Here is a 25,723-nt window from a genome sequence, read left to right on the forward strand (position 1 = left end):
TCAGGCATCCTTGGAAACGAGGGCAAGCAGTTCACTTTCGCTGAGCGAGGCCATCTGGCCCTCCAGCTCGAGCAGTTGTTCAGCGCTGAACTGCGCCAGTTGCAGGGTGTTGATCAGGTCGGCCAGGGCGGCGAGCGTGGGGTGCTCGAACATCTCGCGCAGCGGCACCTCGACACCGAAGGTTTGTCGAGCCTGCAGGGTCACCTGCACGGCCAGCAGCGAATGCCCGCCCAGCTCGAAGAAGTGGTCGTGGCGGCCGACGCGTTCCAGGCCCAGCAACTCGGCCCAGATGCGCGCCAGTTCGGTTTCGGTTTCACCTTGCGCTGCCTCGAACACGCGGCTGGAAAAGTCGTCGCTGCGAGGCGCCGGCAGGGCGTTGCGGTCCACCTTGCCGTTGGGGCTCAGCGGCAGGCGCTCCAGCACCACGAAGGCGGCTGGCACCATGTAGGCCGGCAGGTGTTCACCCAGATACTCGCGCAGGGTCGCCGGTGCATCAGGCAGCTCCCCGGTGATGCTCAGGTAGGCCACCAGGCGCGGCACGCCGGGGGTGTCTTCCCGGGCGATCACCAGCGCCTCACGCACGCCCGCCAAGCTGAGCATCCGTGCCTCGATCTCGCCCGGCTCGATGCGCAGGCCGCGCAGCTTGATCTGCTGATCCAGGCGCCCGAGGAATTCCAGCGCGCCATCCGCACGCTGGCGCACCCGGTCACCGGTGCGGTACATGCGCGCCTGCGCACCCTCCGAGAACGGGTCGTCCAGGAAGCGTTCGGCGCTCAGCGCCGGCTGATCCAGGTAGCCACGGGCCACGCCCGCGCCGCCCACGTAGAGTTCACCGGCCACGCCCTGGGGCACCGGGCGCCCCTGCGGATCGAGCACGTACAGGCGTGCATTGGGAATGCCACGACCAATCGGAACCGTACCCTGTTCATCGGCGCCGCAGCGGTGCACGCTGGCCCACACGGTGGCTTCGGTCGGGCCGTATTCGTTGTACAGCGTCAGGGCTGGTTCCCGTGCCGCACAGGCCTGGGCCAGGTCGGCCGGGCAGGCCTCGCCGGCGACGATCATTTCGCGCAGGCTGCTGGCAGGCGACAGGCTGGCCAGCAACGGCCGCGCCAGTGACGGAACGCACAGCAGGGTGGTGATCGACTGGGCTTCGATCAGCTCGGCCAGGGCCAGCGGGTCACGGGCCTGCTCGGTCGAGGCGATGCACAGGGTGTCGCCGCTGCACAGGCTGCCGAAGATACCGGCCACCGAGCTGTCGAAGGCTACCGAAGAGAGCAGCAGGAAGCGCCGCTCGGCCGAGGTGCCATACACCTGCAGGCGCGCCCGGGTGGAGGCCACCAGTTGGCGGTGCTCGATCATCACGCCCTTCGGTGTGCCGGTGGAGCCCGAGGTGTAGATCACGTAAGCCAGGCTGGCGGAACTCAGCGCGCCGTTCTCAGGCGCGGCGGGCCCCGTTTGCGGGGCGCTGCTCAGGGCCTGTTCGAGCATCAGGTAGCGGCTGCCTGCGGGCAGGCTGCCCAGGGCTTCGCGGCCTGTGGCATCGGCCAGCACATGGCGTGGTCGCGCGTCTTCGACGATGGCGCTCAGGCGTGTCGAAGGGTAGGCCGGATCCAGCGGCACATAGGCCGCCCCTGCCTTGAGAATGCCCAGCAGGCCGACGATCATCGCCGCGCCACGTGCTACACAGAGCGCCACCAGCTCACCGGGCAGCACGCCTTCGGCGATCAACTGACGGGCCAGTTGGTCGGCCTGAGCGTCGAGCTGCAGGTAGCTCAGGCAGTGCGTTCCCGCCTGCACGGCAATGGCCTGTGGCGTCTGCCGCACCTGCGCTTCGAACAGGTGCTGGATGCATGGGTCGCCGGGGAAGGCCTGCGCCTCGACATTGCTGCAGGTCAGCGCCTGCTCACGGGCCTGGACCGGTAGCACATCGAGCTCGCCCAGCGGCTGCTCAGGCTGGCTGGCCAGCGCCTGGCTGAGGGTCTGCAGAGCCCGCAACATCATCTGCCCGATACGCGTCGCCGACATGGCCGGCAGGCACTGCACGGTCAGGCTCAGGGCGTGGCCATGGTCGTTGACCGACAGTGCCAGCGGGTAGTTGCTGCGCTCGGCACTGCCGAGGATGCGCAGGCCAGGCCATTGCAGTTGGCGGTCATCACGCTGATGGCGGTAGTTGAGCAGGCTGGTGAACAGCGGCACGCCACTGGCCACGCCACTGCAACGCTGGGCCAGGGCCAACGGCGCCTGTTCGTGGGCCAGCAGTTCGATCAGATCCTGATGCGTCGCCAATACTTGTGCCCGGGCAGCCTGGCCGGCCACCGACACGCGCACCGGCAAGGTGTTGATGAACACCCCCAGGGCATGCTCGGCGCCCGCCGAACCTTGCAGGCGGCCGCTGACCACGGTGCCGAACACCACGTCGTCGAGGCCGGTGCAACGTGCCAGAACCTGCGCCCAGGCCACGTGGAACAGCGCCGCCGGGGTCACGCCCAGCGCCTGGGCCTGGCTGCGTAGGCGCTGGTTCAGCACGTCGTTCAGCGCCAGCTCGGCCTCTTCCAGCAGGCTGCCATCACCCTGCACGTCGAACTCGTCGAACGGCGCCGTCGGTGTGTCGATATCGCTCAGGCGCGCGGTGAAATAGGCTTCGTGAACCTCGGCTGGGGTGGCCAGGGCCTGGGCGATGAAGTCACGGAACGGCTGCGCGGGTGGCAGCGGCGCATCGGCCCGGTGCAGCAAGGTGTGGATCTCTTCCAGCACGGTTTCCAGGGTGACGTGGTCACTGGCCATGTGGTGGTTGAGCAGGGCCAGCAGCCAGCGCTCGCTGCCCGGCTGCTGGGCGATGCAGGCGCGCATCAGCGGGCCCTGGCGCAGATCCAGGCGAGTGCGCGCCGGCTCGGTGTGCGCCTTGAGTTGTTCCAGTGCATCGCCTTCGGCCTGCAGCTCCAGCAGTTGCACCGGCAACCTGGCCTGGCGCTGCACCACCTGCACGGCCTGCGGCAGACCTTCCCAGTGCACGCCGGTGCGCAGGATGTCATGGCGGTCGATGACCTGCTGCAGGGCCGCCAGGAAGGCGTCCAGTGCGGCGCGGTCAGCGAATTCCAGCAGCGAACGCACCAGGTAGGCATCGCTCTGCTGGCCGAGCATGTGGTGGAACAGGATGCCTTGCTGCAGCGGCGCCAGCGGGTAGATGTCCTGGATGTTCGCCGCGCCACCCGCTACCGCCGTGCTCAACTGGTCGAGCTGCGCCTGGCTGAGGTCCACCAGCGGCAGCATGTGCGGGGTGAGGGCGGTGCAGCCGGCCGGGATGGCGTTGGCCGGGGCACGGAAGTGCTGGCCGTGGCTGTCGCTCAGCGCCTGAGCCAGAGCTTTGAGGGTCGGGGCGCTGAACAGTGTGCGTACGTCGGCGTTCAGACCTTGCCCGCGCAGCCGTTCGATCAGGCTCACGGCCATCATCGAATGCCCGCCGAGGGCGAAGAAGTTGTCGTGGCGACCCACCTGCGGCACGCCCAGCAGGGCCTGCCAGTGGCCGGCCAGCGCCTGTTCCAGCGGCCCTTGCGGGGCCTCGTAGGCACTGCTGGCCCAGGCCTTGGCGTCGGGCTCGGGTAGCGCGCGGCGGTCGAGCTTGCCATTGGGCGTCAGCGGCAGGGTTGGCAGGGTCACGAAGGCCGCCGGCAGCATGTGCGCCGGCAACTGGCTGGCCAGCGCTTCGCGCAGTTGCGCAGGCTCGCCCGGCTCACCACAGAGGTACGCCACAAGCTGTTTGCCCTGGTCGCTGTCGCGGGCCACCAGCGCGGCTTCACGTACGCCAGGCAGGCTGGTGAGTGCCGCTTCGATCTCGCCCGGCTCGACGCGCAGGCCGCGAATCTTCAGTTGTTCATCGTTGCGGCCGAGGTAGTGCAGGGTGCCATCGGCCGCCCAGCGGCCCAGGTCACCGGTCTTGTACAAGCGACCCTGTGGCGTATCGATGAAACGCTCGGCGGTCAGGTCGGGGCGGTTGAGGTAACCGCGCGCCACACCGGCGCCGCCGATGTGGATTTCTCCCGCCACGCCAATCGGCTGCACCTGGCCGTGCGCGTCGAGTACATGCAGGTGCAGGTTGCGGATCGGCAGGCCAATCGGGATGAGCTGCTCACGGTAGTGTTCCAGATCGCTGTCGAGGCGATGCCAGGCCACCACATCGCTGCACTCGGTGGGGCCATAGCTGTTGATGAACTGTGGCCGCGGCTGGGCGAGCTTTTCCAGCACGCTCAACTGGATCGGCTCACCGCCCAGAACCACGCGCCTGAGGCCGGCCATGCGTTGCTCGGGGTCGGCTTCGACCAGCGCACGGAAGGCGCTGGGCGAAAGGTTCAGGTGGCTGATAGCGGCGCTATGGATGTGCGCCACAATGGCCACTGGGTCGAACGGCTCGGTGGCCAGGTGCAGGGCGGCACCGACCATCAGTGGCGCGAGGATGTTCTTCTGGGTCAGGTCGAAGTTGTAGGAAGAAGCCAGCAGCACCGCGTCATTGGCGTCCAGGGCCAGGTCCTGCAGGTACCAGTCGAGCAGATTGCGCAGGCCGCGATGTTCGACCATCACGCCCTTGGGCTTGCCGGTGGAGCCGGAGGTGTAGATCACGTAGGCCAGTTGCTCGAAGCTCGGCGCAGGCGCCTGCGGATCCTGGCTGGCGGCCCGTTGCTGGTCGGCGCTGCCGAGCACCAGGGTCGGCAGACCGTCGGCGCCCGGCAGGCTCAGGCCAGCCTCGCAGACCAGCGCGCGGGGGGCGCTGTCGGCGAGCATGTAGGCCAGCCGCTCGGCGGGGTAGTTGGCATCCAGTGGCACGTAGGCGGCACCGGCCTTGAGAATGCCCAGCAGGCCCGCAACCATCTGCGGGCTGCGGCTGGCGCACAGGCCGACGGTGTCATCCGCGCCCACGCCCTGGCCGATCAGCCAATGGGCGACCTGGTTGGCGCGGGCATTGAGTTGCGCATAGCTCCAGCGCTCGCTGGCGCTGACCACCGCCAGGGCGTCTGGGGTGCGTGCCGCCTGGGCCTGGAACACCCGCTGCGGCAGGCGTTCGGCGCGCTCGTCCAGGGCCACCTGCGGGCCGCTGAAGGCCTTTTGCTGTTGCGCAGCTTGGGCCGGCGTCAGCAGCGGCAGCGCCGTCACGGGCTGCTCGGCGCTCGCCAGCATGGCGTCGAGCAGGCACAGCAGGTGCTCACGCCAGCGGGCGATGGTGCTCGCGTCGAACAGGTCGCTGGCGTACTCGAACTGGCCGCTGAAGGTCTGGCCGTCGTCGTTCAGTGCCAGGGTCAGGTCGAACTGGGTGGTGCTGGCCTCGGGCGTCAGCGCGGTCAGCTCGACGCCCGGTAGGGTGATGGCCTGATCCTGCGGCGTATTGCCCAGCACCAGCATGGCCTGGAACAGCGGGCTGTGGCCCAGGCTGCGCTCCGGTTGCAGGGCTTCGACCACTTGCTCGAACGGCACCGCCTGGTGCTCGTAGGCCTGCAGGGTGGTGGCCTTGATATGCGCCAACAGCTCGTCGACGCGGTTGTGGGCGGACAGATCCAGGCGCAGGGCCAGGGTGTTGACGAAGAAGCCGATCAGCGCCTCGGTTTCCTGGCGGGTGCGGTTGGCGACGGGGGTGCCGACCACCACTTGCGCCTGGTTGCTCAGGCGCGAGAGCAGGATCGACCAGGCACCCAGCAGGGTCATGAAGGGGGTCAGGCCCTGTTGCTGGCTGAACTGGCGCAGGCGCTGGCTCAGCTCGCTCGGCAACTGCACGGCCAGGGCCGCACCACGGTAGCTCTGCTCGGCGGGGCGTGGGCGGTCGGCGGGCAGCTCCAGCAGCGCCGGGGCACCGTTCAGGTGCTGCTGCCAGAACGCCAGTTGGCGTTGCAGACGTTCACCCTGCAGCTGCTGCTGTTGCCAGGCGGCGTAGTCGGCATATTGCAGTGCCAGCGGCGGCAGTGGATCCGGCTGGCCCTGGCAGAAGGCAGCGTAGAGGCGGTTGAATTCGCCGATCATCACCGCGACTGACCAGCCGTCGGAGACGATGTGGTGCTGGGTGACCAGCAGCAGGTGCTCGTCATCGGCGGTGCGCAGCAGACGGCCACGTACCAGTGGTCCATTGCCGAGGTCGAACGGCGTGCGTGCTTCCTCGGCTCGCTGCTGCTCGACGGCCTCTGCCGGCTGGCCGCGCAGGTCGTGCTCGACCAGGCTGAAGCCGCAGTTGGCCGGGGCGAACTGCACGCTGCCGGCCTGCGGAAAGCGTGCGCGCAGGCTTTCGTGGCGGGCGACGATACGATCCAGCGCCTGCTTGAGCGCGTCCACGTTCAGCTCGCCACGCAGGTGCAGGGCGGCAGGCATCTGGTAGGCCTGGCTGGCCGCCGGGTCGAGCTGGTCGAGGAACCACAGGCGCTGTTGCGCCAGCGACAGCGGCACGGGTTTATGCCGAGAAACCAGCTCGATGGCCTGGAGTTCGGTCGGCTTGGCCTGCTCCACATAGGTGGCCAGCTCACGCAGCGAATGCTGGGCGAACAAGGTTTGCAGGTCGAGCTGCACGCCCAGCTCCTGCAGCAGGCGGGCCTGCAATTGCACGGTCAGCAGCGAATGGCCACCCAGGGCCAGGAAGTTGTCGTCGCGGCCCACCTGTTCGACCCCCAGCAGGGCTTGCCAGATTTGCGCGATGGCCTGTTCGGTTGCGCCTTCTGGCGCACGGTAGGCCTGGCTGGCCAGGGCGTCGGCGCTCGGGGCAGGCAGGGCGCGGCGGTCGAGCTTGCCGTTGGCGGTCAGCGGTAACTGCTCCAGCACCACGAATGCGCTGGGCACCATGTACTCCGGCAGGCGTTCGAGCAACGCAGCGCGCAGGGTTGAAGCATCGGCAGGCGTGCCGCACAGGTAGGCGACCAGTTGCTTGCCATCGCGGGCGAGCACCGCCGCTTCGCGCACGCCGTCGCAGGCCAGCAGGGCGCTTTCGATCTCACCCAGCTCGATGCGGAAGCCGCGGATCTTCACCTGGAAGTCGTTGCGGCCCAGGTACTCCAGGGTGCCGTCGGCGCGCCAGCGGCCCAGGTCGCCGGTCTTGTACAGGCGGCCCAGCGGCGTCTGCACGAAACGCTCGGCGGTCAGTTCCGGGCGGTTGAGGTAACCGCGTGCCACACCGGCACCGCCGATGTGCAGCTCACCGGCCACGCCAATCGGTGCTGGTTGGCCCAGAGCATCGAGCACGTAGAGCTGCACGTTGGCCAGCGGGCGGCCGATGCTCGGCTGTTCGCCGAGGTCGGCGATCCGGCCCTGGCTGGCGTCCACGGTGCCTTCGGTCGGCCCGTACATATTGTAGAAGTGGATGCTCGGGCAGGCACGCAGGCGTGCCCAGGTCGCGGCGTTGATCGGCTCGCCACCCAGCAGCACGCTGCGCGGTTTGTAGCGTTCACGCTCGAGCAGCCCGGCGGCGAGCAGGCCGTCGAGTTGCGAAGGGGTGGAGTCGAACGCCTGGATCTGCTCGGCTTCGAGGAAGTCCAGCAGCTCCTGGCCACTGGCGCGCAGGTGCTGCGGCACGATCACCAGGCAGTGGCCAGCACCGAGCTGGCAGATGCCCTTGAGCGACATGTCGAAGTAGAAGCCGGCGTTCAGCGCCACCCGCGCTTGCGCGCTGCAATGGCTGTGGGTGGTACGCGCCAGCACCTGGCTGAAGTTGAACAGCGAGCGGTGCTCGACCATCACGCCCTTGGCCTGGCCGGTGGAGCCGGAGGTGTAGATGACGTAGGCCAGGTGTTCAGGGGTGAGTGCGGGCACCTGCGGGTTGCTGTCGTAGCCGGAGTCGTCGATAGCGGCCAGGGATTCGGCGGTGTCCAGCGCCAGGCGCGGCACGCTGACTGGCGGCAGCGTCAGGGCGGCCTGGGCCAGCAGCGCACAAGGCTGGCTGTCGGCGAGCAGGAAGGCCATGCGCTCGGTGGGGTTGGCCGGGTCCAGTGGCACATAGGCGGCACCGGCCTTGAGCACGGCGAGCACGCCGACGATCATCTCCAGGCTGCGCTCGGCGCACAGCGCCACGCGGTCGTCGGGCTGCACACCGAGGGCCAGCAACTGACGAGCCAGGTGGTTGGCGCGGCGGTTGAGCTGGCGGTAGCTGAGCTGTTGCTGCTCATGAACCAGCGCCGTGGCGTCGGGCTGCTGCTCGGCCTGTTGCTCGAACTGCTGGTGCAGCGGGCGCACCGCGCCGAAATCCTCGGCGCTGTGGTTGAAGCCGTGCAGCAGTTGCTCGCGCTCGGTGTCGGGCAACACCTCCAGGGTCTGGGCCGGGCGTGCCGGGTCGTGCTGCAGGGCATCGACCAGGGAGGACACGGCCTGCTCCAGATACTGGGCGACCCGCGCCGGATCAATGCCCGCCACGGCCTGGGCACTGATGGAGAAGCCCAGGCCCTCGTCACCCACCGCGACTTCGATCGGGTAGTTGGTGCGTGCTTCGTTGCTGTGTACCTGCACGCCGTCCCAGGCCAGAACCGCGCCATCGTTGGCCAGCGAGCCACCTTCGGTCTGGTGGCGATAGTTGAGCAGGGTGGTGAACAGCGGCAGCGGGGCGGCGACCACACTGCAGCGCTGTGCCTGGGTCAACGGGGCCTGTTCATGGCGCAGCAGTTCGGCCAGGTCGGCAGCGGTGTCTGCGAGCAGCGCCTGGCTGCTGCGGCCTTGCAAGGCCACCCGCAGCGGCAGGGTATTGATGAACACGCCCAGGGCACGACCGGCCCCCAGCGAACCCTGCGAGCGGCCGGCCAGCACGGTACCGAACACCACATCCGACTGCCCGGTGCAGCGCGCCAGTACCTGGGCCCAGGCGACATGGAAGAGTACCGCCGGAGTCACCTGGGCCTGGCGCGCGCAGTTGCGCAGGCGCTCGGCCAGTGCGTTCGGCAGGCGCCGGTGCGCCTCGTGCACGCTGGCCGCATCGCCCTGTACATCGAGCTGGCCGAATGGCGCGGTGGGTGTGTCGATATCGGCCAGGCGGCGCTGGAAATACTCGGTGTGGCTGTCAGCCGGCAGGCTTTGCAGGTGGGCGATGAACTCACGGTACGGCACCGGCGCCGGCAGGGCGCTGGTCTGGCCCTGCATCAGCGCCTGGACTTCTTCCAGGACAATGGCCAGCGAAACGTGGTCGCTGATCAGGTGGTGGTCAAGCAGTGCCAGCCAGCAACGCCCGCTGTCGGGTTCTTCGGCGCTCCAGGCGTGCATCAGCGGCGCCTGGGTGAGGTTCAGGCGCAGGCTGCGTGGGTCGCTGGCCTGTTCCAGGGCCTGGCGAGCGCTCAGACCGCCCAGGTCGGCCAAGGGGGTGACCGGCAGGCTGGCCTGACGCTGCACGACTTGCAGCGGCTGAGCCTGGCCGGCCCAGTGCACTGCGGTACGCAGCACATCGTGGCGGTCGATGACCTGTTGCAGCGCGGCGGTGAAGGCCTGCAGATGCGCGCGGCTGTCGAATTCGATCATCGAGCGCACCAGGTAGGCATCACCCTGGTGCCCCAGCAGATGGTGGAACAGCATGCCTTGCTGCAAGGGTGCCAGCGGGTAGATGTCCTGCACGTTGGCGGCGCCACCGGGCACGTCGGCCAGCAGCCTGTCCAGGTGTTCCTGGCTGATCTGCACCAGTGGCAGCATGTCCGGGGTCAGCTCGGTGCAACCGGCGGCAATGCCGTTGGCCGGGGCGCTGAAGGCGGTTTGCGGTGCACGGTTGATGCTCTGCGCCATTTCCCACAGGGTCGGGGTGCTGAACACGGTGCGTACGCTGGTGTGCAGGCCCTGTTCGCGCAGCCGGTCGATCAGGCTCACCGCCAGCAGCGAGTGGCCGCCCAACTCGAAGAAACGGTCGTGGCGGCCGACCTGTTCGACGCCCAGCAGGTCCTGCCACAGTTGGGCCAGGCGTTGCTCGAGGGCGCCGCGCGGCGCCTCGTAGGCGCGGCTGGCAAAGGCGTCCTGGCCGGGGGCGGGCAGGGCCTTGCGATCCAGCTTGCCGTTGGGGGTCAACGGCAGGGTTTCCAGGCGCACCCAGGCGCTGGGCAGCATGTATTCGGGCAGCGACGCCAGCAGGTGTTCGCGCAGTTGTTCGATGGCCACCGGTTCGCCGCACAGGTAGGCAATCAGTCGCTGGCCGCCGGTCTCGGCGGGCCTGGCCACGACCACCGCCTCGCGCACGCCGGGGTAGCTGGCGAGCACGCTCTCGATTTCGCCCAGTTCGACACGGAAGCCGCGGATCTTCACCTGGTCGTCATTGCGCCCCAGGTAATGCAGGGTGCCGTCGGCGCACCAGCGGCCCTGGTCGCCGGTCTTGTACAGGCGCGCATCGGCAGCGGTGCTGAACGGGTCCGCAATGAAGCGTTCGGCGCTGAGTTCAGCACGGTTCAGATAACCGCGGGCCACGCCCACGCCACCGATATGGATTTCCCCGACCGCACCCAGCGGCACCAGTTGCCCGGCGGCATCCAGCACATGCAGTTGGGTGTTGCGCAGCGGCTCGCCGATGCTGCGGAAATCGTCGCCGGCGCTGCGGATCAGGCGCACCGAGGCATTCACCGTGGCTTCGGTCGGGCCATAGGCATTGAACAATTGCGGGCGATGGCCGCTGCGCTGGAACCACTGCGCCACGGCCTGTTTGCTCACCGCCTCGCCGCCGATCATCAGTTGGCGGAGGCAGTTCGGCATGGGCACGTGGCTGTCGCGGGCCAGTTGCTGCCAGAACACCGTGGGCAGGTTGGCCACGCTGATCGCATGCTGTTCGCACAGGCTGGCGAAGGCCGCGCTGCCGGCGATCCAGGCATCGCTGCGCAACACCAGGGTGGCGCCGCTGAACAGCGCACCGAAGATCTCTTCCACGGACATGTCGAAGGCCAGGCTGGCGAATTGCAGCACCCGATCCTGAGGGTTCAGGCCATAGCGCTCCTGCAGCGCGGCGATCTGGTTGCACAACGAGCGGTGTTCGATCATCACGCCCTTGGGCTTGCCGGTGGAGCCGGAGGTGTAGATGACGTAGGCCAGGTGGCGGCTGCTCAGCCCTTCGACCTGCGGGTCATGGCTGTCGCCCTGGTCACAGCTTTCCAGGGTCAGTTGGGCCAGTGCTGGCGTCGGCAGGCGCTGGGCCAGTGCCGCCTGGGTCAGCAATACCTTCGGTGCGCTGTCGTCGAGCATGTGTTGCAGGCGCTCGCCGGGGTAGTTGGGATCCAGCGGTACGTAGGCGCCACCGGCCTTGAGTATGCCCAGCACGCCGACGATCATCGCCGGGCTGCGTTCGGTGAGCAGCGCCACGCGGTCATCCGGGCGAACCCCCAGGGCAATCAGGCGGTGCGCCACGCGGTTGGCGCGGGCATTGAGCTCGGCATAGCTGAGTGCCTGGCCCTCGGCCTCCAGGGCGATGGCCTGCGGGCGTGCCTGCACTTGCGCCTCGAAGGCCTGCTGTGCGCATTGGCTTTCGTCGAAGGCGGTGGCGGGTGGATTGAGGTGGTTGAGGAGCTGGTGGCGCTGGGCGTCGCTCAGCAGGGGCAGGGTCGCCAGCGGCTGCTCGGCGCTGGCCAGCATGGCGTCGAGCAGGCGCAGCAGGTGCTCGCGCCAGCGGGCGATGGTGCTTTCGTCGAACAGATCGGTGGCGTACTCGAACTGGCCGCTGAAGGTCTGGCCGTCGTCGTTCAGCGCCAGGGTCAGGTCGAACTGGGTGGTGCTGGCCTCGGGCGTCAGCGCGGTCAGCTCGACGCCCGGCAGGGCGATGGCCTGGTCTTGCGGCGTATTGCCCAGCACCAGCATGGCCTGGAACAGCGGGCTGTGGCCCAGGCTGCGCTCCGGTTGCAGGGCTTCGACCACTTGCTCGAACGGCACCGCCTGGTGCTCGTAGGCCTGCAAAGTGGTGGCCTTGATATGCGCCAGCAGCTCGTCGACGCGGTTGTGAGCGGACAGGTCGAGGTGCAAGGCCAGGGTGTTGACGAAGAAGCCGATCAACGCCTCGGTTTCCTGGCGGGTGCGGTTGGCGACGGGGGTGCCGACTACCACTTGCGTCTGATTGCTCAGGCGCGAGAGGAGGATCGACCAGGCACCCAGCAGGGTCATGAAGGGGGTCAGGCCCTGTCGCTGGCTGAACTGGCGCAGGCGCTCGCTGAGTTCTGCGGGTAATTGCAGGGGCAGGGCGGCGCCACGGTAGCTCTGTTCAGCGGGGCGTGGGCGGTCGGCGGGCAGTTCCAGCAGCGCCGGGGCGCCGTTCAGGTGCTGCTGCCAGAACGCCAGTTGGCGTTGCAGGCGCTCGCCCTGCAACTGCTGCTGTTGCCAGGCGGCGTAGTCGGCATATTGCAGTGCCAGCGGCGGCAGTGGATCCGGCTGGCCCTGGCAGAACGCGGCATACAGGCGATTGAACTCGCCGATCATCACCGCCACCGACCAGCCATCGGAGACGATGTGGTGCTGGGTGACCAGCAGCAGGTGCTCGTCATCGGCAGTGCGCAGCAGGCGACCACGTACCAGCGGGCCCTGGCCGAGGTCGAACGGCGTGCGCGCTTCCTCGGCCCGCTGCTGCTCGACGGCCTCTGCCGGCTGGCCGCGCAGGTCGTGCTCGACCAGGCTGAAGCCGCAGTCGGCTGGGGCGAACTGCACGCTGCCGGCCTGCGGGAAGCGGGCGCGCAGGCTTTCGTGGCGGGCGACGATGCGGTTCAGCGCCTGCTTGAGCGCGTCCACGTTCAACTCGCCACGCAGGTGCAGGGTGGCAGGCATGTGGTAGGCCTGGCTGGCCGCCGGGTCGAGCTGGTCGAGGAACCACAGGCGCTGCTGCGCCAGCGACAGCGGCACGGGCTGTTCGCGGGAGATGGGCGCAATGGCCTGGCTGTCGCAAGCCGAGGCCTTGGCCTCCTGCTGAGCCACACACTCGGCCAGCTCACGCAGCGAGCGCTGGGCGAACAGGGTCTGCAGGTCGAGCTGCACGCCCAGCTCCTGCAGCAGGCGGGCCTGCAATTGCACGGTGAGCAGCGAATGGCCACCCAGGGCCAGGAAGCCGTCGTCACGGCCGACTCGTTCGACGCCCAGCAGGCTTTGCCAGATCTGCGCGATGGCCTGTTCGGTCTCGCCTTCTGGCGCACTGTAGGCCTGGCTGGCCAGGGCGTCGGCACCAGGGGCGGGCAGGGCACGGCGGTCGAGCTTGCCGTTGCTGTTCAGCGGCAACTGCTCCAGCACCACGAACGCGCTGGGCACCATGTACTCCGGCAGGCGGTCGAGCAACGCGGCACGCAACTGCGCGGCGTCCGGTGGGGTGCCGCACAGGTAGGCCACCAGGCGGGTGGCGTCACTGTCGCCTGTGTCGTTACGGGCGATCACCACCGCTTCGCGCACGCCGTCGCAGGCCAGCAGGGCGCTTTCGATCTCGCCCAGCTCGATCCGGAAGCCGCGGATCTTCACCTGGAAGTCGTTGCGGCCCAGGTACTCCAGAGCCCCGTCGGCGCGCCAGCGGCCCAGGTCGCCGGTCTTGTACAGGCGGCCCAGCGGCGTCTGCACGAAACGCTCGGCGGTCAGCTCAGGGCGGTTGAAGTAACCCCGCGCCACACCGATACCGCCAATGTGCAGTTCACCGGCCACGCCAATCGGCAGGGGCTGGTGCAACGCATCGAGCACGAGCATCTGAATATTGCTGATCGGGCGACCGATGGGCACGCTGTCGCCCGCGTCGTCCGCACGGCACTGCCAGGCGGTGACGTCGATGGCCGCTTCGGTGGGGCCATACAGGTTATGCAGCTCCACGCCGGCCAGACGGCTCTCGAAACGCTGCTGCAGGGCGCGGGGCAAGGCCTCGCCACTGCACAGCACGCGGCGCAAGGTCGGGAAGTGCAGGGCGCCAGGCTGCTTCAGGAATACCTCGAGCATCGAGGGCACGAAGTGCAGCATGGTCACGCCGGCCTGGTGCAGCAGTTCGGCCAGGTATTCGGGCTGCTGGTGGCCGCCGGGACGCGCCAGCACCAGCTCGGCACCGGCCAGCAAGGGCAGGAAGAATTCCCACACCGAGACGTCGAAGCCGAACGGGGTTTTCTGCAGGATCCGGTCGCTGGCCTCCACGCCGTGGTAATCACGCGCCCAGAGCAGGCGGTTGACCACCCCGGCGTGCTCGTTCATCACCCCTTTGGGCAGGCCGGTGGAGCCGGAGGTGTACAGCACATAGGCGAGGTGCTGCGGGGTCAGGCCGGCCACGCTGGGGTTGCTGTCAGGCTGGCTGGTCAGATCCAGCGTGTCGATCAGCAGCAGCGGAGCGCTGCTGGCGGGCAGCCCCTCGGCCAGGGCTTGGGTGCTGAGCAACGCCATGGGTGCGCTGTCATCGAGCATGTAGGCCTGGCGTTGGGCCGGCAGGGCCGGGTCGATGGGCACGTAGGCCGCGCCGGCCTTGAGCGTGGCCAACAGGGCGATCACCAGTTGCGGGCCGCGCTCCAGGCATACCGCGACCCGCGCATCGGGGCCGGCGCCCAGCTCGATCAGGCGATGCGCCAGCCGGTTGGCCTGGCGGTTGAGCGCGTCGTAACTGAGCAACGGGCCGCTGTCGCCGCGCAGTGCACAGGCCTGCGGTTGCTGCACGACCTGCGCTTCGAACAGGCCATGAACCAGCAGGTGCTCAGGGTACGGCTGCGGCGCGGGGTTGAAGTCTTCCAGCACACGACGCTGCTCGGCCGCACTCATCAACGGGAAGCGCGCCACGGGGGTTTCGGCGTGCTCCAGCACGGCTTCGAGCATCGCCACGATGCGCTGCTGGAAGTGCCGGGCCTGTTCGCTGCTGAAGTAAGCGGTGTTGAAGTTGAAGTCCAGGTGCACGTCTTCGAAGGGGTGGTAGTCACGGACGAAGATGGCCATGGGCGTCTGTTCGTAGCCGTTGTCCATGGTGATGACCCGCGACGCCGTGCCGCCGAACTGGTCGTCGCCGTCGAGGCTTTCGAACGACAGCGAAACCTCGAACAGTTGGCGTCGGCCCAGCCGGGCCAGGCCCAGCAGGCGGTTCAGGTCGGCGATGGGGAAGCGCTGGTGGCGGTAGCAGCGACGCAACTGGGCGTTGGCCGCCTGCATCAGTTCCAGCAGCGAGGCCTCTGGCTGCACCGCCAGGCGGATGGGGCTGACCGAGGAGAACATCCCGGAGGTGGCCTTGGCCTTGGCGGTGGTGCGGTTGTGCACCGGCATGCCGATCACCAGATCATCGACGCCCTCGGTGCGACTGAAGTAGATCGCCACCACGCTGATCAGCACGTGGGCCAGCGACAGCTTGTGCTCGCCGGCGAACTGCCCCAGGGCGTTGTACAGTGCGCGCGGCAGCATGCACTGCACCTGTTCGCTCGGTGCGAGTTGCCCGGCCTGGGTACTGGCGCGGTAATCGGCGCGGCGTTGCAGCAAGGCCGGCGGCAGCTCGGCGAAGGTGTCCTGCCAGAATTGCCGGTCGCGCTCGTAGCGGCTCGATTGCAGGTAGGCCTGGTCGTCGGCGACGAAATCCAGGTAGGAATGCCCATCGGGAACCTCTTCGCTGCCGGCCAGCAGGGCGTTGTAGGCAGTGCCCACTGCGTGGCCGAGCAGTGCCACGCCGATACCGTCGATGACCAGGTGGTGATAGCGCGCCAGCCAGTAATGGCGATTCGGCCCGCAGCGCACCAGCTGGGCTTCCCACAACTGCCCGGTGAGGCTCTCGAAGGGCTGGCGAAACGCTTCACGCAGGTAGGCCATGGCCACGCCGGCGTCGTCATCGGCCTCGCTGAACTCCACCACCTTGAGCTTGACCTTGACCTCGGGCAGTACGCACTGACGGCCCAGACCGCCTTCCTGGCTGAAGCTCAGGCGCAGCGTGTCGTGGCGGTTGGCGACCATTTCCAGGGCTTTCTCGAACAGCGCGACATCGATCTTGCCGCGGATCTCCAGCGACATGCCGATGTTGTAGTAAGGCAAGCCGGGGTGGGCGATCTGATCGAGCCAGATGCCTTGCTGCACGGAGGCCAGCGGATGAAAAGTGGTGTCGTGCGTGCGCGGGGTATCGGTCATCTCAAAGCACCTGCGTAGGCTCAAAGGCGGGGAGGTTGACGGGGGCAACCCCCTTCTTCAGTGGCTGAAAAAGCTAGAGCATCCGCCTGGCCATGGCTGTCACGGAAAGCTGGGACAACCGCCATACATGCCGGGGAGAAGCCGGGGCGGGCTGTTATACCTAGGGCCTCGTTCAGAGCCATCACGAGGCGAACATGTCACTGCCCCAATCGCTCGCGCAGCCGGCGAACAAGTTCTGGAGCCTGTCGCGCTTTCCCAACTACGCCCACTGCGGCGCGGTGGACGAAGTCGACGCGCTGAGCATCAGCCGCGCCGACTTCACCCATCACTTCGTGAACCGCAACCGTCCGTGCCTGGTGCGCAATGCGGTGCGCCACTGGCCGGCGTTCGAGCGCTGGCAGGCGCTGGACTACCTGGCCCGGCATTCGCACAACAAACCGGTGGTGGTGCGCTCGCAGGTGGTGCCCGAGGTGATCGGCTGGGCCCGGCCAGAGGTCAAGGCGGAACTCACGGCCTACGCCAACAGCGTGTACCGCGACATGCCCTTTCATGAGTTTCTCGACGGCCTGACGGTCGGCAGCGGGCCATGGGTCGCAGACAGTTGCCGCTTCAGCGAAGGCTCGGCCATCGAACCGATGCAGCAGGATGTGGGCGGGCTGCCGTTCATGCCGACCCTGGGCAAGTCGCTGGCCTACCCGGCGCACCGCAGCTTTCTGTATCGCGACTCGTACACCGACTGGCATTTCCACGTCACCGACGAGACCTTCATGGCCCAGGTGGTGGGCGCCAAGGAGGTGCTGATCCTGCCGCCTGACGAAGCGGCCTGGCGCGCCTTGCGTCCGGTGATCGAAGACACCGGGCGGCTGTACGACATCGACACCGAGCGCTTTCCCGGTACCCAGGCCCTGCAACCGCTGCGCACCGTGGTGGAGCCGGGCGATGCGTTGTATATCCCGGTGTACTGGTGGCATGCCGTGCAGTCGCTGGACGAAGCCTACGGCGCCACGGTGGCGGCGACCTTCCGTACCCCCTTGCACGTCAGCGGCGACATCCGTTCGCCGATCGCCCGCCGGGTACTGCGCACCTATCTGTTCTCGCGTTATGCGCCGCTGGTGGCCGCTGCGGTGGGCTACTCCCTGGCCTGGCGCCTGGCTGCCGGCTGCAGACGGATGGCGGCATGAGCGGGCGCTTCGACCTGGGGCGGGGCTTCTACTGGCTGTGGAGCGGCGAATCGCTGGCAGTGGTGGGCACCGCGCTGATGGAATTCGCCCTGGGCGTCTGGATCTACAACCACACCGGTTCCACCGTGGCCTTCGCCAACGCGGTGCTGGCCGCGACCCTGCCGGCGGTGCTGTTCCTGCCGCTGGCCGGCGGGTTGGCCGACCGCTTCAGTCATCGGGCGATCATCCTGTGCTGCGACCTGACCCTCGCCACGCTGTTGCTGGGCCTGATGACGCTGTTGTGGGCCGATCGTCTGCAGCCCCTGCACCTGTATATCTTCAACGCCCTGGCGTCGGTGGTCAGCGCCTTTCGCAAGCCGGCCTACCAGGCGGCAGTCAGCCTGCTGGTGAAACCCGGCAAGTTCACCAAAGCCTCGGGCCTGAGCAGCCTGAGCAAGAACACCTCGGCTCTGGTAGCCCCCCTGTTGGCCGGGGCGATCATGGCGCAGTCGGGGCTGGTGACCATCCTGATGGTCGACCTGATCGCCTACTGCGCCGGCTCGCTGCTGGTGGTCAAGGCGTTCTCCGGTTTGCGCCGGGTCGTGGTCGACAAGGGCCGAGCGGAAACGACGACCGACAGCGCTCAGGGGCATGTGCGTCTGGCGCTGAGGTTTCTGGCCAGTCGCCGAACCTTGCTGGGTTTGCTGGTCTACACCATGGCGCGCGGCGCCGTGCTGGCGGTAGCCACCTTGATGATGACGCCCTTGCTGCTTTCGACCCTCGGCAGCCAGGTGCTGGGCATGGCCTACACCTGGGCGGCGCTGGGCGGCCTGGCCGCGGCCGGTGTGCTGATCCTGCTGGGTGAGCCGCGCAACCTGCTGGTCAGCGCCACCCTGGCCGACGCGGTGCTGGCCGCCTGTGTCATCGGCCTGGGCTGGGTCGCCCAGCCGTGGGCCTATTACCCGCTGGTGTTCATCGCCATCTGCATGGCCGGTATCGCCGATGCCTGCGTGAACGCTCTGTGGATGCGCAACCTGGGCGCCGCCAGCCGTGCCAGCGTGTTCGCCCTGATCAGCATGCTGACCATCACCACGACCAGCGTATTGACACTGCTGGCCGGCTTCGCCGTCGACCATTGGCTGCAACCGGCCATGCAGCCCGGCGGGGCCTATGCGGCCGCGCTGGGCCCCTGGCTGGGCACGGGAGCAGGGCGCGGCGTGGGCCTGCTGCTGGCAAGCCTGGGCGCGCTGCTGGGGCTGTTGGTGCTGCTCCTGCTGGCGTCGGGTGCCATGCGTCGGCTCGGCCGGACTGTACCGGTTTCACATGACAGACAGCCCGAGGCCGGGCAGTCACCCTTGACCAGCTCGAACGCTGAGCATGCTCACTGAGAAGGAGACCCCCGATGCGCCCCTCGTTTTATGACACCAGCCGCTTTCCACACCTGCAGCGCCTGGCCAACAACTGGGAAGTGATACGCCAGGAATTCCTCGCCCTCGACGCCCCGACGCTGACCATCAACCGGGTCGGCAAGTCCATCACCGAAATCGTTGACGAGGTCGACCAGCACATGCAGGCCGGCGGCGAATACGGCTGGCTGTGGGGCTGGGGCGACAACATGCAGCCCATGCCCGAATGGACCCAGTACGGTCTGGTGGCCTACGACACGCCCATTCCCCACGCCCGCGCAGCGATGCCGCGTACCCTCGACCTGCTGGCCCAGGTGCCTGGCATCAAACTGTGCGCGCTGCTGCGCATGGAGCCTAATGTGTTCCTCGGCACCCATGCGCACACCGGCACCTGGGAAGAGGGGCTGCTGCACATGCAACTGACCGTCGATGCACCGCTGGAGCAGAACTACGCCTATCTGAACGTGAACGGCAGCTTCAACCAGAGCACCAACGGCAACCTGGCGATCTTCGACGGCTCGCTGGATCATTTCGCCGTGAACGCCTCGCGAGGCCATCGCACGGTGCTGTACATGGAGTTCTATCGCGAACAGCACATGGTTGCCTGAACCAGGCTCTGTCAACCGCCCCGGACGGTGTCGGCACTGTTCGGAGCGGATGGCCGGGCGCTTTATACCGCCCCAGGAACAGGCTCGCGCGCGGCGCTGGCGTTGTCGAAATCGAACGCCTTGACCACCCGCGCCAGGGTCTTGCAATTCTCCGCTTCATCGAAATGCGTGTAGGTGTAATCCAGTGCCTGGCACAGCTGGGTGCTGAGCAGGCATTCGTCTTCGCTCAACGCCTGCGCCAGGCCATGCACGTAGTACACCGGGCGCACACCCACCCGCAGCAGTACGGAGTTCAGCGCGCGCTCGGTGGCACGCACGCTGTGGCTGGCTTCCTTGGGGGCCGGTTCACCTTCACGGGCCAGGAAACTCAGGCATATCGGCGCTGGCAACTGCTCGGCCAGGTGCCGATAGCGACTGACGGTTTCACATAAGCGCAGGGCAACATCTTGGGTTTGGGACATGGGCTGAACTCCGGACGGTCACGCCGCGCAGTGGGGGCAGCAGCGTTATGGCAGCAATGGCATCAGGTGGCTTCGACTGCTGGCCAACGGATGGGTGCGTCTTGGGAATCGCAGGTTTGCCAGTTGATCATTGTTGAGCACAGGTGTCTGACACCTGAAGCCGGGACAGAAAAGCTGGCGAGCGCTGCCGAGGTTGTCCCGGTTTCTGGTGACAGACGCGTTTCGGGGCGGCAGGTCTAATTTCTTCCATGCCCTCATTCACGTATCGCCTCGACCCTCTCAAACGCCTGCCGTTACTGGCCTGGGCCTGCACTGCGCTTGCCTTGAACGGCTGCATGCTGGGCCCGGACTACCAGCGTCCGCAGGTTCCGCTCGACCCGCAATGGCACGCGCCGTTGCCGCATGGCGGCACGGTCAGCGGGCTGCAGCAGTGGTGGCAGCAGTTCAACGATCCGGCGCTGACCCAGCTGTTGCGCCTGGCCGAGGCCGACAGCCCGAGCATGGATCAGGCCTGGGCCAATATCGCCCAGGCGCGGGCCACCCTGGGCAGCCGTGAGGCCGATGCCTGGCCCCAGGTCAACGGTCAATACCAGGTCGGCCGTGGCGGTCGGCGCCAGGGCCAGCAGAAGGTCGGTGGCTCAGGCTATGCCAAGACCCTCGATGCCAGTTGGGAGCTGGACCTGTTCGGCAAGCTGCGGCGCAACAACGAGGCCGGCCAGGCACGCCTGGAGGCGCGGGTCGACGACTGGCACGACGCACGCGTGTCGCTGGCCGCGCAGGTGGCCAATGACTACGTGCAATACCGCGGCTGCCAGTTGCTCAGCCAGCGCTACGCGGAGCAGCTACGCTCGCAGCAGGCCACTGCCGAGGCCACCCGGCACTCCCTGCAGGCCGGGTTGATTTCCAGCGCCGACGCCGCATTGGCCGACGCCAGTGCCGCCAGCAGCCAGTCGGCGTTGATCGAGCAGCAGGCGCAGTGCCAGTTGCTGGTCAAGAGTCTGGTCGCCCTGACCGGCGGCGATGAACCGCGTGTGCTCAGCGTGCTCGGCTCGGTGCCGGCCCGCCTGCCGCAGCCCGCGCAGCTCCAGGTCACGCAGATCCCGGCGGACCTGATCCGGCAACGTCCCGACATTGCTTCACGCGAGCGGGAAATGGCCGCCGCCAATGCCGAAATCGGCGTGGCCAAGGCCGACCGCCTGCCCAGCCTGAGCCTGCTGGGCACGTTCACTGCCGGCGCGCAGATTGGCCAGGTCAACCGCAGTTGGACCCTGGGGCCGAGCATCTCGCTACCGCTGCTTGACGGCGGCCGCCGCCTGGCCACCCAGCGCGGCGCCGAGGCGGCCTATGCCGCGGCGGTGGCGGCCTATCGGCAAACCCTGCGCACTGGGGTAATGGAAGTGGAACAGGCATTGGTAAGGCTGGACGCCAGCCGCCGCCGCGAAGCCTCGGCCGAGCGGGCCAGCGCGGGTTACCAGGCCTCCTTCGAGGCCATCGACCGCAACTGGCAGGCTGGCAATGCCAGCCTGCTGGATCGCGAGACGGCGCGTCGCCAGGCGCTGCAAGCCGATATCCAGCTCATCACCCTGCAGCAGAACCAGGTGCGTGACTGGATCGATCTCTACAAAGCCCTGGGCGGCGGTTGGCAGCCCGATGCTCCGCTGGCCCGCCAGCCGTCTTCGTTGCCGGGAGGTGGCGGATGAAGCCCTGGATGCGTAACACCTTGCTGGCTGCTGCCGGCATCGGCGGGATGGCGCTGCTGCTGAGCCGTTGCACACCGCCGCCGGAAAACGCCGCACCGAGCGAAGCGGTCAGCAGCCTGAGCGTGGAGGTGGTCAAACCTCGGCTGCAGCAGTGGCCTGGTGTATTACAGGCCAGCGGCGCGCTGGCGGCCTGGCAGGAGGCGGTGATCGACGCCGAAACCAGTGGCTTGCGTATTGCCAGCCTGAACGCCGATGTCGGCAGCCAGGTGAAGAAAGGCCAGGTTCTGGCGACCCTGGCGGCGGAAACCGTCCAGGCCCAGGAACAGAAACATCTGGCCGCCGTGGCTCAGGCTCGCGCCAACCTGGAACAGGCCCGCTCCAACGACCGCCGCGCGAACGTCGTGGGGCAGGGCGGCTCGCTGTCCGACCAGCAGCGCGAGCAGTACCGCATCCAGGTGGCGGTGGCCAAGGCCGAACTGGCCAGCGCCGAAGCCGACTTGCGGGCGACCCGCATCAATCTCGGCCAGACCCGGATCCTGGCCGTCGACGACGGGGTCATTTCGTCACGTACGGCGATGCTCGGCAAGGTGCTGGCCGCTGGCGACGAACTGTTTCGCATGATCCGCGGCAACCGCATCGAGTGGCAGGCCGAGCTGGACGCCCGGCAATTGCCGCAGGTTCAGGTAGGGCAGGTTGCCCGGGTGCAGTTGCCCGATGGTCGGCAAGTCACCGGCCAGGTGCGTTTGGTGTCACCCGCGCTCGATGCCAAGACCAGCCGTGCGCTGGTCTATGTCGCGCTGCCGGTCGGCAGCCCAGCCCAGGCCGGCATGTATGCCAGTGGCCAGATCGAGCTGCCGACCCGTGATGCGCTGACCCTGCCGGATTCGGCGGTGGTGCTGCGCGACGGGCGTTCGTATGTGTTCACCGTCGCTGCCGACCAGCACGTCAGGCAGCGGTTGGTGACCCTGGGCCGGCGCCAGCAGCAGGCCGTCGAAGTGCTCAGCGGCCTGGATGCGGACACCCCGGTGGTGCGCAGCGGCGGTGCATTCCTGGCCGACGGCGCCAAGGTCAGCGTGGTACCTGGCGCAGGCGACACACCATGAACCTTTCAGCCTGGTCGATTCGCTACCCGGTACCGGGTGTGCTGCTGTTCATCGTGCTGACGCTGTTCGGCTGGCTGGGCTTCGAGCGCCTGCCCATCCAGGACTTCCCGGACATGGATCTGCCGGTGGTGAACATCACCGCTTCCCTGGAAGGTGCCGCCCCCGAACAGCTGGAAACCGAGGTGGCGCGCAAGCTGGAGGATCGCTTGACCTCGCTGCGCCTGCTCAAGCACGTGAATACGGTGATCACCGATGGCGCGGTGACCATCAGCGTCAGCTTCGAAATCGACAAGGACGGCGACGAAGCGCTGATGGAGGTGCGCAACGCCGTCGACAGCGCCATGCCGGAGCTGCCGGCCAACCTCGACACGCCGTCGGTGTCGCGCCTGACCACCAGCGCTGCGCCATTGCTCAGCTACGTGGTCGAGGCGCCAGGGATGGACGAGGAGGCGTTGTCATGGTTCGTCGATAATGACCTGGCGAAAAAGCTCCTGAGCGTTCCCGGCATCGCCCAGATCGCCCGCAGTGGCGGTGTCGATCGCGAGATTCAGGTGGACCTCGACCCCGCACTGATGGCCGGGCTGGGCGTCAGCGTGGCCGAGGTCGACGCCCAGCTCAGGGCCGTGCAAAAGGACAACTCGGGTGGCCAGGGCAACCTGGGCAGCGGTCAGCAGGCGGTACGCACCCTGGGCGCAATCGACGATCCGGCGGCACTGGGCAGGTTGGCGATTCCCAGCGCGGACGGGCGGATGTTACCGCTGAGCCTGCTAGGCACTGTCCGCGACGGCCACGCCGAGCGCAGCAGCCTGGCCTTTCATGACGGCAAGCCGGTGATCGGTGTGCAGTTGACCCGTTCGCTGGGCTTTTCCGACGTGGAGGTGGCGCAGGGCGCACGCGAGGCGATGGCCAGCTTCCAGGCCCAGCACCCGCAGGTGAAGATCACCGAGGTCAGCGATACGGTGCGGCCGATTCTGGCCAACTACCACGACTCGATGCACCTTCTGTATGAGGGCATGCTGCTGGCGGTGCTGGTGGTCGGGCTGTTCCTACGCGACTGGCGCGCCACGCTGATCGTCGCCACGGCGTTGCCGCTGTCGATCCTGCCGACCTTCGGGGTGATGTACCTGGCGGGCTTCACGCTCAATACCATCTCGCTGCTGGCCCTGGCGCTGGTGATCGGGGTGCTGGTGGACGATGCCATCGTCGAGATCGAAAACATTGCCCGCCACCTGCGCGGTGGCACGCCGCCGGCCCGCGCCGCCAGCGAGGCCGCCGGGGAAATCGGCCTGGCGGTACTGGCCACGACCTTCACCCTGGTGGCGGTGTTCCTGCCCACCGCCTTCATGGGCGGCGTGGTGGGCAAGCTGTTCCGCCAATTTGGCGTGACCGCTTCGGTGGCGCTGCTGTTTTCGCTGCTGGTGGCGCGGGTGCTGACGCCGATGATGGCCGCCTATTTCCTCAAGGCTCGCCATGAGCCCGAGCGCGACAGCCCGCTGATGCAGCGCTACCTGGGCTGGATTCACCTGACGCTGACACGGCGCCGCGCCACCTTTCTGGCCGTGACCCTGTTCTTCATTGGCACCCTGGGGTTGATCCCCTGGCTGTCCACCAGCTTTCTGCCCGCGCAGGACAGTGGCACCAGCAAGGTGATGCTGGAGATGCCGCCGGGTACCACGCTGGAGCAGACTGCGCAGATCACCCGGCAGGCGGATCAGCGCCTGCGGGCGATCCCCGAGGTGGCGCATGTGTTTGCGGTGGTCGGTTCGGCAAAAAGCTCCGCTGCAGGCGCGGCAGGCATCATCGGCGCCGGCGATGCGGTGCTGACCGTCGAGCTGGTGCCCCGCGACCAGCGTTCGCTCAGGCAGAGCGCAGTGGAGGCGAAGATGCGCCAGGCCCTGCGCAGCCTGCCGGGGGTGCGCGTCGACGTCGGTGGTGACAGCAGCGGCGAAAAGCTCAGCCTCGTCCTGGCCAGTGACGACGGCGACCTGCTGGAGCGCACCGCACAGGCGCTGGAGCCGCAATTGCGGCAGATTCCTGGCATCGGCACGGTGTCCTCCAGCAGTGCCCTGCAACGCCCGGAGATCCAGATGCACCCGGATTCGGCGCGTGCTGCCGCCCTCGGCATCACCAGCCAGGCCATTGCCGATACCCTGCGCATGGCCACCTACGGGCAGTACAGCTCGCAGTTGGGCAAGATCAACCTTTCACAGCGCCAGGTGGATGTGCGGGTGCGCATGGATCCGGCGGTGCGTCACGACCTGGGCCTGATCGGCCAGTTGCGGGTCGCCGGCCATGACGGCCAGGTGGCGCTCGCCTCGCTGGGCGAGCTGAGCATGGGCAGTGGCCCGGCGCAGATCACCCGTCTGGATCGTTTGCGCAACATCACCCTGTCGATCGAACTCAATGGTCGTAACCTCGGCGACGTGATGGCCGAGGCGCGGCAGTTGCCGGCCATGCAGCATCTGCCTGAGCAGGTGAAGATCGTCGAGCAGGGCGAGCTGCAACTGATGACCGAGCTGTTCGCCAGCTTCGGCCTGGCGATGGCCATCGGCGTGCTGTGCGTGTATGCCGTGCTGGTGCTGCTGTTCCATGACTTCATGCAGCCGGCCACCATTCTTTCGGCGTTGCCGCTGTCGCTGGGCGGCGCGCTGCTGGCGCTGATCCTGTGCGGCATGAGCTTCTCGCTGCCGTCGGTGATCGGTTTCCTGATGCTGATGGGCATCGTGACCAAGAACTCCATCCTGCTGGTGGAGTACGCCATCGTCGCGCGCCGTGAACTGGGCATGAGCCGTTACGACGCGCTGGTCGATGCCTGCCACAAGCGTGCGCGGCCGATCATCATGACCACCCTGGCCATGGGCGGCGGCATGCTGCCCACCGCCCTGGGCTTCGGCGAAGACCCGGCATTCCGTCAGCCGATGGCGGTGATCGTGATGGGTGGCCTGCTGGCCTCGACCGTGCTGAGCCTGCTGGTGGTGCCGGTGATCTTTACCTGGGTGGACGACGTGCTGCAGTGCCTGAAACGGCGGCTGGGCATGGGGTGAGGTCTGCATGTGCCGCCGTCCGATCAGGGCCTGAACTGCCGCGCAAGGGCCAGGACATTCGCTATCTGCTGTGAACATCAGGCCGTCGCGCGGCTAAAGCTGGCTACCGAGCCTATTCATGGGGAATGCCTGGTTGATACCGGACTGGCAGGTTTGTGTGGGTGCTTGTTGCTTGTTCGGGTGCTTGTTCCGGCTTGCCGCGTTTTTGTTGATGTTTTTGGTTTCGCCCTCCCGGGCGAGTCACT

The 25,723-nt window shown here is 67.7% G+C and carries 8 protein-coding genes; 6 read left to right on the forward strand and 2 right to left on the reverse strand.

The genetic code is table 11. The features are described 5' to 3' along the window. Window positions 1-15,996, reverse strand: a complete 15,996-nt coding sequence (locus ACSVIK_RS17555) for a non-ribosomal peptide synthase/polyketide synthase (RefSeq protein ID WP_442445528.1) — start codon at window positions 15,994-15,996, stop codon at window positions 1-3. A 194-nt stretch (window positions 15,997-16,190) separates the two neighbouring features. On the opposite strand from ACSVIK_RS17555, the gene ACSVIK_RS17560 reads away from it, so the two are divergent. From ACSVIK_RS17560 to ACSVIK_RS17570, 3 genes are read left to right on the forward strand one after another with little or no spacing between them, the layout of a single operon-like run. Further along, window positions 16,191-17,177 (forward strand): cupin-like domain-containing protein, encoded by a 987-nt coding sequence (locus ACSVIK_RS17560; protein ID WP_442445529.1) that lies wholly within the window; start codon window positions 16,191-16,193, stop codon window positions 17,175-17,177. Then, a complete protein-coding gene (locus tag ACSVIK_RS17565) occupies window positions 17,174-18,544 on the forward strand; it encodes an MFS transporter (protein WP_442445530.1) in 1,371 nt (456 codons plus the stop codon). Before ACSVIK_RS17560 ends, ACSVIK_RS17565 begins: the two co-directional genes overlap by 4 nt. Before the next feature lie 14 nt (window positions 18,545-18,558). After that, window positions 18,559-19,170, forward strand: a complete 612-nt coding sequence (locus ACSVIK_RS17570) for an aspartyl/asparaginyl beta-hydroxylase domain-containing protein (RefSeq protein ID WP_442445531.1) — start codon at window positions 18,559-18,561, stop codon at window positions 19,168-19,170. 62 nt (window positions 19,171-19,232) lie between these two features. Here ACSVIK_RS17570 and ACSVIK_RS17575 read toward each other — a convergent pair whose 3' ends face one another. After that, entirely contained in the window at window positions 19,233-19,631 is a 399-nt protein-coding gene (locus ACSVIK_RS17575; RefSeq protein ID WP_442445532.1) for a hypothetical protein, read from the reverse strand. Between the two features lie 248 nt (window positions 19,632-19,879). On the opposite strand from ACSVIK_RS17575, the gene ACSVIK_RS17580 reads away from it, so the two are divergent. The 3 genes from ACSVIK_RS17580 to ACSVIK_RS17590 are packed head-to-tail and all read left to right on the forward strand — an operon-like array spanning window position 19,880 to window position 25,478. Further along, window positions 19,880-21,331, forward strand: a complete 1,452-nt coding sequence (locus ACSVIK_RS17580) for an efflux transporter outer membrane subunit (RefSeq protein WP_442445533.1) — start codon at window positions 19,880-19,882, stop codon at window positions 21,329-21,331. Beyond that, on the forward strand, window positions 21,328-22,434 hold the full coding sequence (locus tag ACSVIK_RS17585) for an efflux RND transporter periplasmic adaptor subunit (RefSeq protein WP_442445534.1): 1,107 nt from the start codon (window positions 21,328-21,330) through the stop codon (window positions 22,432-22,434). Before ACSVIK_RS17580 ends, ACSVIK_RS17585 begins: the two co-directional genes overlap by 4 nt. Beyond that, entirely contained in the window at window positions 22,431-25,478 is a 3,048-nt protein-coding gene (locus ACSVIK_RS17590) for an efflux RND transporter permease subunit (RefSeq protein ID WP_442445535.1), read from the forward strand. The genes ACSVIK_RS17585 and ACSVIK_RS17590 overlap by 4 nt, the downstream gene beginning before the upstream one ends. The last annotated feature ends 245 nt before the right edge of the window (window positions 25,479-25,723 follow it).

This window comes from Pseudomonas sp. NCHU5216 (assembly GCF_052156495.1).
In the GTDB taxonomy this organism is placed as follows: Bacteria; Pseudomonadota; Gammaproteobacteria; order Pseudomonadales; family Pseudomonadaceae; genus Aquipseudomonas.

Coding starts and splice junctions, on each gene's coding strand:
- ACSVIK_RS17555 (WP_442445528.1), bottom strand. CDS start 15,996: ATGACCGATACCCCGCGCACGCACGACACCACTTTTCATCCGCTGGCC.
- ACSVIK_RS17560 (WP_442445529.1), top strand. CDS start 16,191: ATGTCACTGCCCCAATCGCTCGCGCAGCCGGCGAACAAGTTCTGGAGC.
- ACSVIK_RS17565 (WP_442445530.1), top strand. CDS start 17,174: ATGAGCGGGCGCTTCGACCTGGGGCGGGGCTTCTACTGGCTGTGGAGC.
- ACSVIK_RS17570 (WP_442445531.1), top strand. CDS start 18,559: ATGCGCCCCTCGTTTTATGACACCAGCCGCTTTCCACACCTGCAGCGC.
- ACSVIK_RS17575 (WP_442445532.1), bottom strand. CDS start 19,631: ATGTCCCAAACCCAAGATGTTGCCCTGCGCTTATGTGAAACCGTCAGT.
- ACSVIK_RS17580 (WP_442445533.1), top strand. CDS start 19,880: ATGCCCTCATTCACGTATCGCCTCGACCCTCTCAAACGCCTGCCGTTA.
- ACSVIK_RS17585 (WP_442445534.1), top strand. CDS start 21,328: ATGAAGCCCTGGATGCGTAACACCTTGCTGGCTGCTGCCGGCATCGGC.
- ACSVIK_RS17590 (WP_442445535.1), top strand. CDS start 22,431: ATGAACCTTTCAGCCTGGTCGATTCGCTACCCGGTACCGGGTGTGCTG.